Annotated in this window: 13 protein-coding genes and 1 tRNA gene; 11 read left to right on the top strand and 3 right to left on the bottom strand. The window is 43.6% G+C overall.

Annotated elements, in window-relative coordinates:
* Positions 1–90 precede the first annotated feature (90 nt).
* The 3 genes from PHU20_RS11500 to PHU20_RS11490 are packed head-to-tail and all read left to right on the top strand — an operon-like array spanning position 91 to position 3,286.
* On the top strand, positions 91–1,239 hold the full coding sequence (locus PHU20_RS11500; protein ID WP_274825515.1) for a COG1470 family protein: 1,149 nt from the start codon (positions 91–93) through the stop codon (positions 1,237–1,239).
* Complete coding sequence (locus tag PHU20_RS11495) at positions 1,239–2,213, top strand: ABC transporter ATP-binding protein (RefSeq protein WP_274825514.1); 975 nt, start codon at positions 1,239–1,241, stop codon at positions 2,211–2,213. Before PHU20_RS11500 ends, PHU20_RS11495 begins: the two co-directional genes overlap by 1 nt.
* The gene (locus PHU20_RS11490) at positions 2,210–3,286 is read left to right on the top strand and encodes an ABC transporter permease (protein WP_274825513.1); all 1,077 of its coding nucleotides are present in this window, start codon (positions 2,210–2,212) and stop codon (positions 3,284–3,286) included. Before PHU20_RS11495 ends, PHU20_RS11490 begins: the two co-directional genes overlap by 4 nt.
* A gap of 147 nt (positions 3,287–3,433) precedes the next feature.
* On the opposite strand, the gene PHU20_RS11485 is transcribed toward PHU20_RS11490, so the two are convergent.
* Positions 3,434–3,514: transfer RNA gene (locus PHU20_RS11485), tRNA-Leu, on the bottom strand.
* 150 nt (positions 3,515–3,664) lie between these two features.
* On the opposite strand from PHU20_RS11485, the gene PHU20_RS11480 reads away from it, so the two are divergent.
* The 3 genes from PHU20_RS11480 (at position 3,665) to pth (ending at position 5,982) form a co-directional block, all read left to right on the top strand.
* The gene (locus PHU20_RS11480) at positions 3,665–4,606 is read left to right on the top strand and encodes a ribose-phosphate pyrophosphokinase (protein WP_274825777.1); all 942 of its coding nucleotides are present in this window, start codon (positions 3,665–3,667) and stop codon (positions 4,604–4,606) included.
* A gap of 38 nt (positions 4,607–4,644) precedes the next feature.
* Positions 4,645–5,271 (top strand): 50S ribosomal protein L25/general stress protein Ctc, encoded by a 627-nt coding sequence (locus PHU20_RS11475; protein WP_274825512.1) that lies wholly within the window; start codon positions 4,645–4,647, stop codon positions 5,269–5,271.
* Between the two features lie 78 nt (positions 5,272–5,349).
* Entirely contained in the window at positions 5,350–5,982 is a 633-nt protein-coding gene (gene pth, locus PHU20_RS11470) for an aminoacyl-tRNA hydrolase (protein ID WP_274825511.1), read from the top strand.
* A gap of 9 nt (positions 5,983–5,991) precedes the next feature.
* Here the strand turns inward: pth and PHU20_RS11465 are convergent, their stop codons facing one another.
* Together PHU20_RS11465 and PHU20_RS11460 are read right to left on the bottom strand one after the other, a co-directional pair.
* Positions 5,992–6,672 carry a hypothetical protein gene (locus tag PHU20_RS11465; RefSeq protein ID WP_274825510.1) on the bottom strand — a complete coding sequence of 227 codons (681 nt, stop codon included), beginning with the start codon at positions 6,670–6,672 and terminating at the stop codon, positions 5,992–5,994.
* Positions 6,669–10,445 carry a reprolysin-like metallopeptidase gene (locus PHU20_RS11460; RefSeq protein WP_274825509.1) on the bottom strand — a complete coding sequence of 1,259 codons (3,777 nt, stop codon included), beginning with the start codon at positions 10,443–10,445 and terminating at the stop codon, positions 6,669–6,671. The genes PHU20_RS11465 and PHU20_RS11460 overlap by 4 nt, the downstream gene beginning before the upstream one ends.
* 52 nt (positions 10,446–10,497) lie before the next feature.
* Here PHU20_RS11460 and PHU20_RS11455 point away from each other — a divergent pair, with 52 nt between their 5' ends.
* From PHU20_RS11455 to PHU20_RS11435, 5 genes are all read left to right on the top strand, one after another.
* Positions 10,498–11,430: a bifunctional riboflavin kinase/FAD synthetase gene (locus PHU20_RS11455; protein WP_274825508.1), complete on the top strand. Its 933-nt coding sequence runs from the start codon at positions 10,498–10,500 to the stop codon at positions 11,428–11,430.
* Positions 11,423–12,754, top strand: coding sequence for an HTTM domain-containing protein (locus tag PHU20_RS11450; protein WP_274825507.1), 1,332 nt, complete (start codon positions 11,423–11,425; stop codon positions 12,752–12,754). The genes PHU20_RS11455 and PHU20_RS11450 overlap by 8 nt, the downstream gene beginning before the upstream one ends.
* 66 nt (positions 12,755–12,820) lie before the next feature.
* A complete protein-coding gene (gene serS, locus PHU20_RS11445; RefSeq protein WP_274825506.1) occupies positions 12,821–14,092 on the top strand; it encodes a serine--tRNA ligase in 1,272 nt (423 codons plus the stop codon).
* Positions 14,093–14,159: 67 nt separating this feature from the next.
* Positions 14,160–15,944 carry a tetratricopeptide repeat protein gene (locus tag PHU20_RS11440; protein WP_420828675.1) on the top strand — a complete coding sequence of 595 codons (1,785 nt, stop codon included), beginning with the start codon at positions 14,160–14,162 and terminating at the stop codon, positions 15,942–15,944.
* An 80-nt stretch (positions 15,945–16,024) separates the two neighbouring features.
* A complete protein-coding gene (locus PHU20_RS11435) occupies positions 16,025–16,336 on the top strand; it encodes a DUF4286 family protein (protein WP_274825505.1) in 312 nt (103 codons plus the stop codon).
* Positions 16,337–16,338: the final 2 nt, after the last annotated feature.

The raw sequence follows: 16,338 nt of genomic DNA, 5'->3' as shown, positions 1-16,338 counted from the left end.
AACCACAACCCATAAATCAATAGACCATTAAACATAACCGCCGATAAAACGGCCGATATTTTTAACCCTTTTCGAATTAAAACATTTGATATGAAAACCAGTAAACGTTATGTACAAAGCGTATTTTATTTGTTCACTTTCCTGTTTTTTTATGGCCAAGTAGCCAAAGCCGGCGACGGTATACTTTTATATACCCCTTACACCAATATTTCGGTACCTCCGGGTGAAACGATAGACTATTCCATTGAAGTTAAAAACTATGGAAGTCACATGAAAAATGTAGCCATTGACTTAGCCTCCCTTCCGGAAGGATGGAATTCCACTTTAAAGGCCGAAGGCTACTCCATTAATCAAATAGCCGTACTTCCGGGCGAGAAAAAAAACTTGTCCCTAACAGTAAATGTCCCATTAAAGGTAGATAAAGGAAAATACACCCTTAAACTGATTGCCAAGAATTATGATGTCCTTCCCTTGGTGGTCCATGTATCGGAACAAGGAACTTTCAAGACCGAATTCAGTTCGGATCAAATCAATATGGAGGGAAATGCCAAATCCAACTTTAATTTCACCACCAAATTAAAGAACCACACAGGTGAAAAGCAAGTGTACTCTTTGATCGCCGCCCCCCCAAAGGGCTGGGATGTGGCATTTAAACCCAATGGTAAACGGGCTACAGCAGTTGAGATTGCACCCGGAAAGACCACCAATATCAATATAGAGGTAAAGCCTTCTTCCCTAGTACGTTCTGGATCCTACAAAATACCCGTAAAAGCCACGAACCGCTATAGCACGGCCGAATTGGTACTGGAAGTAGTCATCACCGGCACCTATGATATGGAACTTACCACCCCTACAGGATTACTGAGTTCCAGTATTACCTCGGGAAGGGAAAAGCAAATAGAATTACTGGTGAAAAATACCGGATCCAGCGAATTACGGAATATAACATTCAACTCCTCCAAACCCAAGGATTGGGAAGTTACCATAAAGCCCGATACCGTTTCCCATATAAATGCTGGCGGAAGCGCAAAGGTACAGGCGACCATAAAAGCTGCCGACAAAGCCATTCCTGGGGATTACCTTCCAAAGATAACGGCAAAAACCCCGGAAATCTCATCGGTTGTCCCCATTAGGGTTTTGGTCAAGACCCCTTTATTATGGGGTTGGCTCGGAATCTTTATCATTCTAGGGACCTTAGGATTGATCTATCACCTATTTAAAAAATACGGCAGAAGGTAATGGATGAAAAGTGTATAGAAATCAACGGTTTGACCAAAAAGTATGGCGACCATGTGGCCGTAGACAACTTAACGTTGTCTATAAATAAGGGTGAGATCTTTGGGCTATTGGGTCCCAATGGGGCCGGCAAATCAACGACCATCCTTTCGCTACTTGGGCTTACCGCATTGGATCACGGGAGTGTTCAGGTTTGTGGTATAGATGCAACCAGGTATCCCCTGGAAGTCAAAAAAAAGGTAGGGTATTTGCCTGAGGATGTCGGTTTTTACAATGAATATACCGGATTACAAAATCTGTTGTACATCGCACGTTTAAACGATATCCCCATAGAGCAAGCCAAGGAAGACGCCACAAAGGTCCTGACCGATGTGGGTCTCGAGGAGGCGATGGACAACAAGGTAGGGAGTTATTCCAGGGGAATGCGACAAAGGCTGGGTCTTGCGGATGTCCTGATAAAAAACCCGGAAGTAATCATTTTGGACGAACCTACCCTAGGGCTTGACCCGGAAGGAGTGAAAAAATTCCTCCAACTAATTGTCCGTTTAAGCAGAAAAAAGGGGATTACCGTCCTGTTTTCCTCCCATCACTTACACCAAATACAACAGGTGTGCGATCGCGTAGGGATATTCGTAAAAGGAAAATTATTGGCAAAAGGGGAAATAAGCTCTTTGGCAGCCCAATTGTTTTCCGAAAATGCCTTCACCCTAGAGCTTGGAATTTCCGCTATGTCCCAAAGCTTGAACGAACCTCCCCTAACCATAAACGCACTGACCCATAAGATAAAGGGGCTTAAGGAAGTCGAGCAATTGGACGTAAAGGAAAACCACCTTGTAGTCGGATCCCAAAAGGACATATCGATTGCCTTATCCAAGCTGATCGTGGAATCGGGTTATGGACTCAGCTACCTCAGCAAAAAGGAATATGGTCTGGACGATATTTATCATCAATATTTTCAAGTAGAAAGCAATTCATGAAAAGTAAAACACTACTGACAGAAGCAACAAAATCGACTTCATTCAAAATTCTTGGATGGTTAACGAAACTACGGTCCATTTCCTTTCCCAAAAAGATCGGGACGGAAAAAGAACCTACCATTCCGTGGGGCCCATTTAAAGCCATGGTACAAAAGGAAATAGGCGATCACATAAGGAATTGGCGTTTTATCATCCTTTTTTCGATCATTGCATTGGCCTGTACGGGTACGTTATTTGCTACGTTGAGCGATGGAATGAAGGCCCTTGTGACCGACAATTCGGAGCATAGCTTTTTTTTCCTGAATTTATTCACCAAATCCAATGGTGCCTTACCCCCATTCTTTGTGTTTGTGGGGTTCTTGGGTCCCTTATTCGGTATCGGTTTGGGGTTCGATGCCATCAGTTCCGAACAGCAAAAAGGCACATTAAGTCGGGTTTTGGCACAACCTATTCCGCGGGACAGTATACTCAATGCCAAATTCATAGCAGGAATAATCGTTATCGGTTTAATGCTTTTCTCCTTGAGTTTCCTGGTTATGGGCATTGGATTGATTGCCGTTGGAATACCTCCTACGGCTGAAGAATTCATGCGGATCATGGTGTATACGGTGTTGAGTATTGTCTATGTGTCTTTTTGGTTGAACCTTTCCATATTATTCTCCGTACGCTTTAGACAGCCGGCAACCTCCGCTTTATTGGGCATTGCGGTATGGTTGTTTTTTACCATCTTTTACCCCTTGATCGTCAACCTGATCATAAAAGGGTACGAGCCTTCGAAATATGCGTCTTCCCAGGCCCTATTTTTCTATAAACAGTTGAAATTTTATTTGGTTCAAATCATTCCCAATGAATTGTTCGATGAAATCACATCGGCCATATTAACGCCATCGGTCCGGAGCTTGGGACCATTGACCATGGAACAGATCCATGGGGCCATTCCCAGTTCCCTACCCCTTGGACAGAGCGTTCTATTGGTTTGGCCACAAATTACGGGTTTACTGGCCCTCACCTTATTGTGTTTTTTGTTATCCTATCTGATTTTCATGAAACGTGAAATCCGCTCAAGGGGATAAGCAAAGTTTCCGTAAAGTACGGTGGGGTATTGGCCGAAAGGAGTTGAAATCCTGGATTGCCCCGGTTTGGCCCAATGGCCGAAAAGCCATATAAAAACAGGTTTTCTAAACAAAAAAGCCAAGACTTCCGTCTTGGCTTTTCTTTCGTACTCGAGGTGGGAATCGAACCCACACTCCAAAGGAACTGGATTTTGAATCCAGCGCGTCTACCAGTTCCGCCACTCGAGCATTTCAAATAGGACTGCAAAACTATAAAATATTTTTGTTTTAAGAACAAAAAATAAAAAGATTTATCCTTTAGCAACCCGAATAAATTTCTAAATTTGCACCTCCTTTGGCCAAAAAGGGTATTTTAATTTGAAAAACAACGTATTGAACATGGCATACCAACGACCTGAACCTAAGATTTTTGCCTGTACCCAAAGTACGGATCTTGCAGAAAAAATTGCAAAGGCCTACGGCACCCATTTAGGTAAGGTACAATTTTCAAGATACAGCGATGGGGAATTCCAACCTTCTTTCGAGGAATCGATACGTGGGGCCAGAATATTCATTATCGGTTCTACCAACCCGAGTTCAGAGAATCTTATGGAAATGTTGCTGATGTTGGATGCCGCCAAAAGGGCCTCAGCAAGGCACATTACCGCTGTAATACCTTATTTTGGATGGGCACGACAAGACAGGAAGGATAAACCCAGGGTACCTATCGCGGCTAAATTGATTGCCAAAATGCTCGAGACGGCAGGTGCGACCCGTATCATTACCATGGACCTTCATGCCGATCAAATCCAAGGTTTTTTCGAGAAACCCGTAGACCATTTGTTCGCATCTACCCTATTCTTGCCGTATTTGAAGAAATTGAATTTGGAGAACTTGACCATTGCATCACCCGATATGGGAGGTTCAAAAAGGGCCTATGCCTATTCCAAAGCACTTGATTGCGATGTGGTCATCTGTTATAAACAAAGGGCCATGGCCAATGTAATATCGCATATGGAGCTCATCGGGGACGTTAAAGGCAAAAACGTGGTATTAGTTGATGACATGGTAGATACCGCAGGGACATTGACCAAAGCTGCGGATTTAATGATGGAGCGCGGGGCGATCAGTGTACGGGCGATTACGACCCACGGACTATTATCGGGCGATGCCTACGAAAAAATAGAAAAATCCCAATTAAAGGAATTGATCATTACCGATTCAATTCCAATAGAAATCAAAAGTGATAAGGTCAGGGTCATCAGTTGTGCCGATCTGTTCGCCGATGTCATGCACAGGGTACAACACAATACATCGATAAGTTCCAAGTTCTTGATGTAGTCAAAAGAAGCATATTTTATTAATTTTTAAATATAACAATGAAGTCAATTACAATTAAAGGATCAGAAAGAGAAAGCGTGGGCAAAAAGGCAACGAAGGCCCTACGTAATGCTGGAAAGGTTCCTTGCGTGATATACGGAGGGGATAAACCATTACACTTTTCAGCGGATGAACTAGCGTTCAAAGAATTGGTTTACACTCCAAACGCACACACTGCTGTGATTGAATTGGAAAATGGTGAGAAAATCGATGCTGTAATGCAAGACATACAGTTTCATCCTGTAACCGATAAAATCATCCACATTGATTTTTATCAACTATTCAAAGACAAAGAGGTGACCATGAAAATCCCTGTACAGTTGGTAGGAAACTCCCCTGGGGTTAGAAGTGGTGGTCGTTTGTTGTTCAGAAACAGAAAACTTACCATCAAAGCATTACCCGATAACCTTCCCGATTTTTTCAATGTGGACATTTCCAAATTGAGGATCGGTCAGAATATTTCCGTCGGGTCATTGAAAAGTGACGATTTCGCCATCTTACACCCAGACAACACCGTTGTGGTACAAGTTAAAACTGCCCGTACTGCCGTTGCTGTTGATGATGAAGAAGATGAAGATGAAGACGCAGAAGCCCCAGCAGCCGAAGCAGCTGAGAGCAATGAATAAATCGGGTTCTACCCTAATTAAAAAGCATCCCGATTTTTTGGGATGCTTTTGTTTTTTCATACCTATCCGTTCGTTATCATGATACACTTTCTAAAGGACCTATTCGGTGGTAACAAAAAATCATATTTAGAAGAAAAAGACCCTATGAAGAAGTTTTTGATCGTAGGCCTCGGGAATATCGGCAGTGAATATGCCGAAACGAGACACAATATTGGATTCAAGATTTTGGACCAACTGGCAAAGGAAAAAGAATTCACCTATGAAACCGCTAAACTTGGCGATGTGGGCTCTTTTAAAATAAAAGGCCGTACCGTGCTCTGCCTTAAACCATCCACCTTTATGAACCGAAGTGGAAAGGCATTGAAATATTGGATGGAAAAAGAAAAAATCCCCTTGGAAAACGTATTGGTGGTCACCGATGACATCAATCTGCCCTTCGGTACCTTACGAATGAAGACCAAAGGTAGTGATGGAGGCCATAACGGCTTAAAGGACATACAACTCCTCTTGAACACTACGAATTACAATAGATTCCGTTTTGGCATAGGTGCCGAATTCAGTAAAGGAAGACAAATAGAGTACGTTCTTGGGGAATGGAACGAAATAGAAATGGAAACCTTACAGGAACGGTTGGAAAGATCAACGAAACTTATCGTTTCCTATGTTCTTTCGGGCGTAAAATTAACCATGAACCAATTTAACAACACCTAAACCCAAGGATCAAAGTGCCTTAAAACCAAATACCGCGGATTGCGAACTATTACCTTCCCCATCAATGGTGATTACCTGCCAATAATACGTGGTATCGGCAGTAACACTAACCACCTGTTCCAATGTGGTGGATGTCGTAGTCGAAATTAAATCTACTGGGGGAGTCACTGTAGAAAAATAAACCTCATACCCGACGATATCGTCGTCCAGATCCACCCCATACCATTCCAAGGTAATCTCATTATTGCTATCCCTAAAAATCGAAGTGCCATTTTGAGGGGTAACCAATTGGGCCGGAAAAGGGCTGTATGTCGTTACGGCACCCGCATTGTAGAAATACCAAACATCACTACTTGCCGTATCCGAAACGTCTGTATTCCTTGAACGCACATACCAGGAAAAAGGTTCTCCCTTCGCTAAGGGCAATGTTGCGGAAACAGCTGTAGTGTTAACCGTTTGGATCACATTCGTCGTCAAATTGGTCACCCTCAACTCATAACTATCGGTGTAGTCAGAGGCTGTCCATACAAACTCGATCTCACTTGTGGTATCATTCAAATCACTTCCCGTGGTACATTCAGAATCCTTTTCAGGATAAACCAAAACGGCCGCCTCCGGTGAATTCGGAGTGCTGTCCTTATTACATCCGAACAAAAGGGCTCCTAGAAACAAAAGTGCGATTACCCTCATTGTTTTATGATTTTAGTGGTTCCTTTTATGGTTTTACCCGTAAACTTAACAATATATACCCCAGCAGGCAATAGGGCCATATCCAAAGGCAATTCCGCTCCGTTGACCATATAGGTTTCGACCATGACCCGGCGGCCTTCGATCGTATATACCTCCACGTTAATTTCACTTTCCCCATCACCTAAATAAGCCGTAGTCGATGTTGCAAACGGATTGGGGTACACCACGGGTTGGGTACCTAAAAAGATACTCTCCTCATATGCCCCTTGGCAAGACAAGCCCGTATAAACCTTCAACGCATTGATTCCTTTTTTTAATCCCAGGGAGATTTCTGAAGCCGTAGTCTCAATAGTTTCCCCGTTCAATTCAATCGTATAGCTATCCGACCCTTGCAGCGTCAAAACGGTCAGTTCATCCTCGTAGGAAGTTTTTGAACTCACCGTTAGGGCATCCGGTTGGGTTATTACCACACCAAAGCAATATTCCTCATAATCCACAAGACCATCGGAACCCCCAATACATACCGTATAGTCACCGGCCGACAAACCACTTAAGGTATAGGCACTGGTAAATGGCTCACTTATATTTACATTGTCCCCTGTAATGCTTACGGTATAATCCATAGACTCTTCCGCCGAAATTGCTATGGCTCCATCATTATTATCCCTACAGGATTCACTCTGTAGGCCCAGCGTAAAATTATCACTGGCGAATCGATATACCGCACATCCATTTATATCCACTTCAGTTCCCAAAGGCGTATCCAAGCATAAATCGTCCCCATCATCAAAAACACCATCTTGATCCCCATCGGGTCTAAAGGTGCCTTCGATACAAACATCCATCGTGAACGTCTTTAAGGAACCCCCATCCGAAGCGGCATTGTCATTTATTTCAAGCGTCCATTCGCCGTAAAGCGACTCCCCGTTAAAGGAACTCAAAGCCCCTAACGGCTTTATCGTTCCACTGATGGCCGGATCCCCACTACAGATAAAATTAGAGGCATCATCATCGAAGGTAGCATTCACGTTTTCCAAATCCCCACAGGAACTTGACAACAACACGACTTCGGTCCCTGCGGGGGATGTCAAGGTCACCACAAGATCGGCCAAATAGCTGTGGTCGATTTCCAGGTAAACATTTACATCCGCAATGGGCATGTCGTCATAAAATGCGATCGTCGAGGTTATGGTGGGCGTGTCTACCGAGGATATCGTTATAGGTACGTCAGTCGCCTCCTTGGAGGTACAATTATAATCGATCGTCGTAAAACTGTAGGCTTGGGAAGCATTTCCTTCCCCACAACTGTTCAGGGGTTTAACCCTCCAATAATAATCCGTTTCATTATCCAGATTCTGTGGGGAATAAGTATTGGAGGAAACCGTGTCACTTTCAACGATATCGGTAAAAGCCGCATCAGTCGCCACTTCCACTTCATAAGTGGTATAAGAAGCGGAGTCCTCCCACTCCAAAAAGGTATTTGCAGAGATATCTACGGCCCCATCCGCCGGAGCTATGAGTGCAACATCGGGAAACACGTCATCGTATACCTGTAGATCCAATACGATGTTTTTCGTAATACTGGCCGAAGTTGCTTCAATCTCGATATCATAAAGTGCTTCCGGCACACTGGCCGTATTGGAAAAAGTAACGGTTACCGTGGTATCATTGACCGCGGTTTCGGGAGAAAAGGCAATATCCATCCCTAAAGGGGGATTGGGCGCACTGAACGTCACCTCCTCCATAAAATCATTGTACGTCTCATATTCGAACGTTGTGACCAAATCATTGGGTTGGCACACCTCTAATTCAAGCTCGGCGAAATTCAATACTATTTCCGACTCTTCAATCGTAAAATCGGCCGCATTCACGGCATAGAAAATATTATCCCTGGCCTTCACCATAATACGGGCGGAGGTAGTTGGGGTTCCGGGCAAGACCACATTGTGCTCCCCGTCATTGGTCACGTCCTCTGCCAATGTCTCGGTAAAGGTCAACCCTCCGTCGACAGACAATAAAATGTCGACCTTTTCCGCATTTACGGGAGCCATATCGGTATTGGCCACATCCCAGACAATATTCTGGATGGTACCGGCGGTATAGGTTTGGCTTGCGGACTGGGAAATCATTTCGAACGGACCTGCACTATTTACCACGGAAACCGTCATCAAATCGAATACCACTTGTCCGCCCCCTATGGCATTGTCCCTTACCGTTAGGGCAAAATTCATTTCCCGTTCGACTTCCGAGACCGTCTCCCAATTGGAATTCACGGTAGGATTGGTTTCCGTTAAGTTACCCGCAAGGACACTGGATAACTTCGGAAAATATCGCGTTGGATCGTAAGATGGTTCTTGGGACCTGAAATTTGCCCCACTGGGATTGGTAGGACCAAAAGTGGATTGGGTGACTACACCGTCATCAATTTGCTCCCAAGTATACGTAAGCTTATTGCCATCCACATCGGTTGCACTCCCGGTAAGGGCAAATGCGGTCGATATGGGAATGACATAATCCCCCATGGGATCGATCGTAGGCGGATTGTTGGTAAGTTCGATGATTTCCCCACAATCCACTGTTTCCAAATACTCCGATATTTGATAAATGCTGTAATAATGGTAATAATCATCCCCTTGGGTAGCAACATTGTTGACACCGGTAATCCCGGCATACCCCATTATCGTCGTCCCACTTCCGGGTTCTGCCTGTACTTGGGTGCCCTCGGATTCGAACGACCACGTATGGTTCGCCCCAAATTGATGCCCCATTTCATGGGCCACATAATCCAGGTCGAAATTATCCCCCTCCGGACTTTCTTTTGAAGAATAGGCACTGGCCTTTTTAGTATCCTCGCAAACCGCCCCGATATAACCGGCATTTCCCGAATTTTGGTCACTGCTTTCCACCCTGTGGAACAAATGGCCGATGTCGAAGTTTGTAGCCCCGATACTGTCGGTAATGACACCCTGTGCCTCTGAATTTAAATCCGAACCATAGGGATCGGCAATACCATCGGTAAAGATGATCTTATCATTATCGGAAACAATCTCCAAAACCACCCCAAGATCCGACTCAAAAACTTCGTTGACCCTGGTGATCGTGGCATTGACCGCTGCCAAAGCATCGGCCACCGTACCACCATGATAAGCGGTATATTCCCCAGTAGTGGAAATGGCCAACCTAAACTTTCGCAATTGTCGGTCATCCACTTGCTTCGCTGTGAGGGTAGACAGTTCTTGGTCTATAGAACTTTTGGTGTCGCAAATAAACGTCTTGTCCACCTCATTCTCCCCTCCACGGGAATACATGATATAATTGTCATTCGACGTCTTTTGCAAAAACGAGTTCCCTTTTTTAGTCCCGTTGATCAACATGGCCTGTACGCCCCGATGGGAAACACTAAAACGCACCTTGTTGTTTTCATCGTTTACGCTATAGCCGGAATAGGATTTTATGGAAGGATATTTCTCTGCAAGTTTTTGTGAAAAAACAGGTGTTTCAACCACGACATACTCCACCATCTCCCCTGCTTCATTGGGAAAACTGACCGTTATGGAAGTATTCTTACCTGCATTGTTCGATTTTATCGTATTCCTGAACCCCTCCTCATCAAAGGAATAAACCTTGGCTTTTTGTACATTGAATCGTTTTGAAATCGTTGATTTTACATCGGTAAGTCCAGATTCCTGCTTCCAATAGTTATTTTGTGCATATCCGCAAAAGGAAAGAAATATTATGGATATTGAAAAAACTAGACGTAATTTTGAAACCATTAAGGGGCTTTTAAACAATTCCAAATATAGGTATTTTTATTTTTTAGTTTTCGTGATAACAGTTCAAAGCATCGATAAATATGATAAAGAACATCCTACGGCCATTACCATAGGAACCTTTGACGGGGTCCATATCGGGCATAGGAAAATTTTGGGTAAACTTATCGAAAATGCCAAAACCCATAACTTAAAATCGGCCGTACTTACGTTCTTTCCCCATCCCAGAATGGTGCTTCAAAAAGACACCGATATAAAATTATTGAACACCATTGAGGAGAAAAAGACCATCTTGGACAGCTTGGGATTGGACTATCTCATCATTCATCCGTTTACCAAGGAGTTTTCCCGTTTGACCGCAACGGAATTTGTTCGTGATATCCTGGTCAATTCGTTACAGGCCAAGAAAATCATAATTGGGTATGACCACCGATTCGGAAGAAATAGGGAGGCGAACATCAATGATCTCATTGCCTTTGGAAACGCCTTGGATTTCGAGGTCGACGAAATTCCCGCACAGGAAGTAAATGAGGTATCGGTAAGCTCCACTAAAATAAGGAAAGCATTGGAAGCAGGGAATATCGAAGTTGCCAACAGCTATCTGGGCTACCCCTATATGTTGACCGGTGTCGTGCAAAAAGGAAAGGGATTGGGACGCACCCTGGATTTTCCCACGGCCAACCTTTTCATAAAGGAATCCTATAAGTTAATACCGAAAAATGGGGTGTATGTGGTACAGACCAAAATTGACGATGTCATGGTCTACGGAATGATGAATATCGGCTACAATCCCACCGTTTCGGGCAAGGAAAAGAGCATAGAAGTACATTTATTCGATTTTAAGGGCAACTTATATGATCGGCAATTGCAGATCGGTATTTTAGCATTTATCCGTGAGGAACACAAATTCGAATCGATTGCCGCTTTACGGGATCAATTGGAAAAAGACAAGGAAACTTCACGGACCTTACTGAAAGACCATGCTTAAGGGTTTATTTTTCAGCAAGATCGATAATGCCCCTTTACTTATTTTCAGGGTATTCTTCGGAATCTTGATCGCTTTGGAAAGTTTTGGCGCCATAGTTACAGGTTGGATAAAAAGCACCCTCATCATCCCAAAATTCACTTTTTCGTTCATTGGGTTTGAATTTTTGCAACCCTTACCGGGCCCGGGTATGTACTTTTATTTCATAATCATGGGAACTTTAGGGATCCTTATCGCCCTTGGGTATAAATATCGATGGAGCATCATTGCATTTACCGTTTTATGGCTTGGGGTTTACCTAATGCAGAAATCGTCGTACAACAATCATTACTATTTGTTGTTCTTGATCTCCTTGATGATGTGTTTTTTTCCGGCAAACACCGGGTTATCCATCGATGCCAGACAAAATGCGGACATTCGCACCAATGTCATGTTTTCCTATGTCAAATGGATGATCGTTGCACAATTGTTTATCGTGTATACCTACGCCTCCGTTGCGAAATTATATGGCGATTGGCTCGATTTCAGCGTAATAGAGAGTATGATGCAATCCAAAAACGGCTACCCTATTATCGGTCCTATTTTACAACAACCTTGGGTACATAAGACCATTGCGGTCACTGGGATCGTATTCGATGCCTTGATCGTACCGGCACTTCTCTGGAAACCGACCCGGAAAACGGCCTTTATCATCGCCATCTTCTTCCACATTTCCAATTCCGTGATTTTTCAAATAGGTATTTTCCCTTATTTGGCCCTGGCCTTTACCGTATTCTTTTTTGACCCCAATACGATCCGGAGCATTTTCTTCAAGGACAAAAAACCTCGATTGGAGCTAGGGACAAAAACCCCTTCAAGCCACATTTTCATAATAATGTGTTGCAGCCTGTATATACTGGTCCAGATCATCCTCCCCGTGAGGCACCATTTTATCGAGGACCATGTCCTTTGGACCGAGGAAGGGCATCGCTTAAGTTGGCGAATGATGTTACGTAACCGGGTCGGCAAGATCCATTTCAAGGTGGTAAACCATACCAGCGGAAAAACCGAACTGGTTCAACTGAAAGACCATTTGACCCGGAAACAATTGCGAAAGGTTGCGGCCTATCCCGATTTTATCTGGCAATTTTCACACTATTTGCGCCAAGAATACCGATCCCAAGGGGATAGTATATCGGTCTACGCCCATAATTCACAAATCAGTATCAATGGGAAACCCTACAAACCCTTTATAAATCCAGCTATCGATTTGGCCAATGAAAAATGGGACCACTTTAAACACCATGATTGGATATTGCCTTCCGACCTTGATGACCAAAGGGAATAAAATAGTTAAACCCCCGATTGATACATTGATCAATTAACCTTAAATTTGCCCCTTAATTAAATTTCCATGCTACAGCTACAGGTCGTAAGAGAAGAAAAGGACAAAATCATCAACGCTTTACAAAAGCGAAATATCGATGCTGCCCCTATATTGGATAAAGTACTTCAATTGGACGAAAAAAGACGTACCACCCAATCATTATTGGACAATACCTTAGCGGAATCCAATAAATTATCGAAAGAAATCGGCATGCTTTTCAAATCGGGCAAAGCCCAGGAAGCGAATGTTTTAAAAGAAAAAACGGGCAGCTTAAAGGAAGACTCCAAACGTTTGGGCGAGGAACTGAACGCTACAGCAAAGGAATTACAGGACCTGTTGTACCAAATACCCAATATCCCCAACGAATTGGTCCCTGCGGGCAATACCGAGGATGACAATGAAGAAATCTTTAAAGAAGGGGACATCCCTTCTTTAGACCCTTCCGCATTACCACATTGGGAACTCGCCAAGAAATATGACATCATCGATTTTGAACTGGGTGTTAAGATCACCGGGGCCGGATTTCCCGTGTACAAAGGAAAAGGGGCCAAATTACAACGTGCGTTGATCGCTTATTTCCTCGATAAAAATACAGCGGCCGGCTACACCGAAATGCAGGTACCGCTTTTGGTCAATGAGGCATCGGGATATGGCACGGGACAATTACCCGATAAAGAAGGGCAAATGTACCATGTCGGGGCCGATGATCTTTATTTGATCCCGACGGCAGAAGTACCCGTAACCAACATTTTCAGGGACAATATTATCAACGAAAGTGATTTTCCCATTTGTCTGACCGGTTATACACCTTGCTTTAGAAGGGAAGCCGGTAGTTATGGGGCCCATGTACGTGGACTGAACCGATTGCATCAATTTGACAAGGTAGAAATAGTACGTCTGGAACACCCTTCCAATTCATACAAAGCTTTGGACGGAATGGTAGAACATGTAAAGACCCTATTAAGGGACCTAAAGCTACCGTACAGGATTTTACGCTTGTGCGGCGGGGACCTCGGTTTTACCGCTGCCCTAACCTACGATTTCGAAGTATTCTCCACCGCTCAGGACCGTTGGTTGGAAATAAGTTCGGTTTCGAATTTCGAAACCTATCAGGCCAACCGACTCAAACTGAGGTATAGGGACGAAAATGGAAAGACCCGATTGGCGCATACCTTGAACGGTAGTTCATTGGCCTTGCCAAGGGTTTTGGCCGGTATCCTGGAGAATTACCAGACTCCCGAGGGCATAAAGATACCCGAGGTACTTGTTCCCTATTGCGGCTTCGATATGATCGACTAAATCGGGTTTTTTGTAAACCTTAACATTGGCTTATTCCATTCTGCGTATCTTTGGGAAAAACGTGCTTTTGAGGATATTCTTGCTATTTCTTTTTTTGTGCAGTTCACAAATGGCCTCGGCCCAAGATGATTTTTTGGCCAAGCAGTATTTTAATGATGGTGCTTTTGAGAAGGCCTTGGTCTTCTATGAAAAATTGGTTGAAAAAAATCCGAGGAGGAGCGATTATTCGGAAGGATTGGTTGCTTGCTACCAGCAATTGGAACGGTATTCCGATGCGGAGGAATTCCTACTTAAGAAAATAAAGGCAGGGAACACCTATCCCATCTTACTTATAGAATTGGGGCATAACCACGCCCTACAGAACAATTTTGAAAAGGCTACGGAATACTACGACCAAGCCCTGACCAGAATCGACGAGAATCCCAACTTAGGTTATAGTATGGCCCTTCGATTTCAGAATTATTCCCTATTGGATTATGCTTTGGCAGCCTATAAAAAGTCCATGGAGCTGAATCCGAAATTGGATTACAACTACCAAATGGCCCGTATTTATGGGGAGCAGGGCCATATCGATAAGATGTACGATGCCTATATGAACTTACTCATCAATGGCAAGACCTCAAAATCGAACGTCCTCAGGAGTATCGAGGATTTTATCTCGGACGATCCCGAAAACGAGAACAACATCAAACTTAAAAAAGTACTGCTCGAGCACGCCCAGAAAGACCCGGATTTGTTGTGGAACGATCTTTTAAGTTGGCTGTTTGTACAACAGAAACAATACAGTAGTGCCTTTCGGCAAGAAAAAGCGATTTTTAAACGGATGGAAGGCGGTACGGTTCAACGTCTGGACCATCTTGGGCAATTGGCCCTGAACGATAATGAAATCGAAACGGCAAGTTCCATTTTCAACTACATTGCCGAAAAGTCAACGGACGAAATCGCCCAATTGAATGCCCAATTACATTTGATCGATATCGATTTGTTGGACATAGACCAAAGAAAACTGAATACCATCGACCAAGAGTTCAAAGCCCTTATCGCGATCCATGGTTACAAAAGCCAAACCCTACAACTCCAAATTGCCTATGCCAATTTCCTGACTTTTAAAAAAGACAGCCCTGAACCTGCCATCGATATCCTGAAAAACTGCTTGGAGCTGCCCTTGAACGTCAGGGGAAAAGCGTATGTAAAATTGGCCTTGGGGGATATTCTGGTGTTTGACAAAAAATTCAATCAGGCACTTATTTACTTCTCCCAGGTGCAAAAAAGCCTTAAGAACGATGTGCTCGGTCAAAATGCACGGTTCAAAGTGGCACAAACCAGTTTTTATAAGGGCGATTTTGATTGGGCACTGACCCAATTGAAAGTACTACGAAGTTCCACCTCCCAACTAATTGCCAACGATGCCATGCAATTGAGCCTTCTTATAGCGGACAATTCTTTGGAAGATTCGACAAAAACGGCTTTAAGAAAGTATGCCCGTGCCGATCTTCTGGCCTATCAGAATAAAACCAAGGAGGCCATTTCCACCTTGGAGGATATATTACAAAACCACAAAGGGGAGAAGATAGAGGACGAAGCACTGCTCAAACAAGGAAAACTGTTGGAAGAAATCAAAGACTATGAGGCCGCAATTTTCAATTATCAAAAAATAACGGAATTCTACTCCTATGACATTTTAGCCGATGATGCTTATTTTGCCTTGGGAGAGCTCTATCGAAAGGTATTGAACGAACCCGAAAAAGCGAAAGCACAGTACGAAAAAATCATTTACAATTACCAGGATAGCTACTATTTTCCCCAAGCCCGAAAGAATTTTAGGATACTGCGAGGCGACAGTTTAAATTAAACCGCCAACAAACCCGTAAAGTGCTTTCAAAAAAAGTTAAGTGCACCTTGGGCTTGGATAGTGAACTTGAAACAAATATTATGTACATATACAACGTTACCACGAATATCGATGAAACCATACATGAACAATGGCTTTCCTGGATGAAAGAAACCCATATTCCCGAGGTTTTGGCCACCGGGAAATTCCTTTCCGCTAAAATCTGCAAGGTTTTGGTCGAAGAGGAAATGGGGGGCTTCACCTATGCGGTACAGTACACTACGGTAGACAAGGAAACCCTGCAGTCCTATTACGAAGAATTTGCCCCGGCATTAAGACAGAAAGCCCAAAAGCTGTTCTCCGATAAATTCGTCTCTTTCCGGACAGAACTAGAAGTCATAAGCGAACATTGAAA

It is taken from the genome of Maribacter polysaccharolyticus (genome assembly GCF_028882255.1).
Classification (GTDB): Bacteria; Bacteroidota; Bacteroidia; order Flavobacteriales; family Flavobacteriaceae; genus Maribacter_A; species Maribacter_A polysaccharolyticus.
Note: the sequence above shows the minus strand (reverse complement) of the source record. Positions and strands in the feature narration are given on the sequence as shown.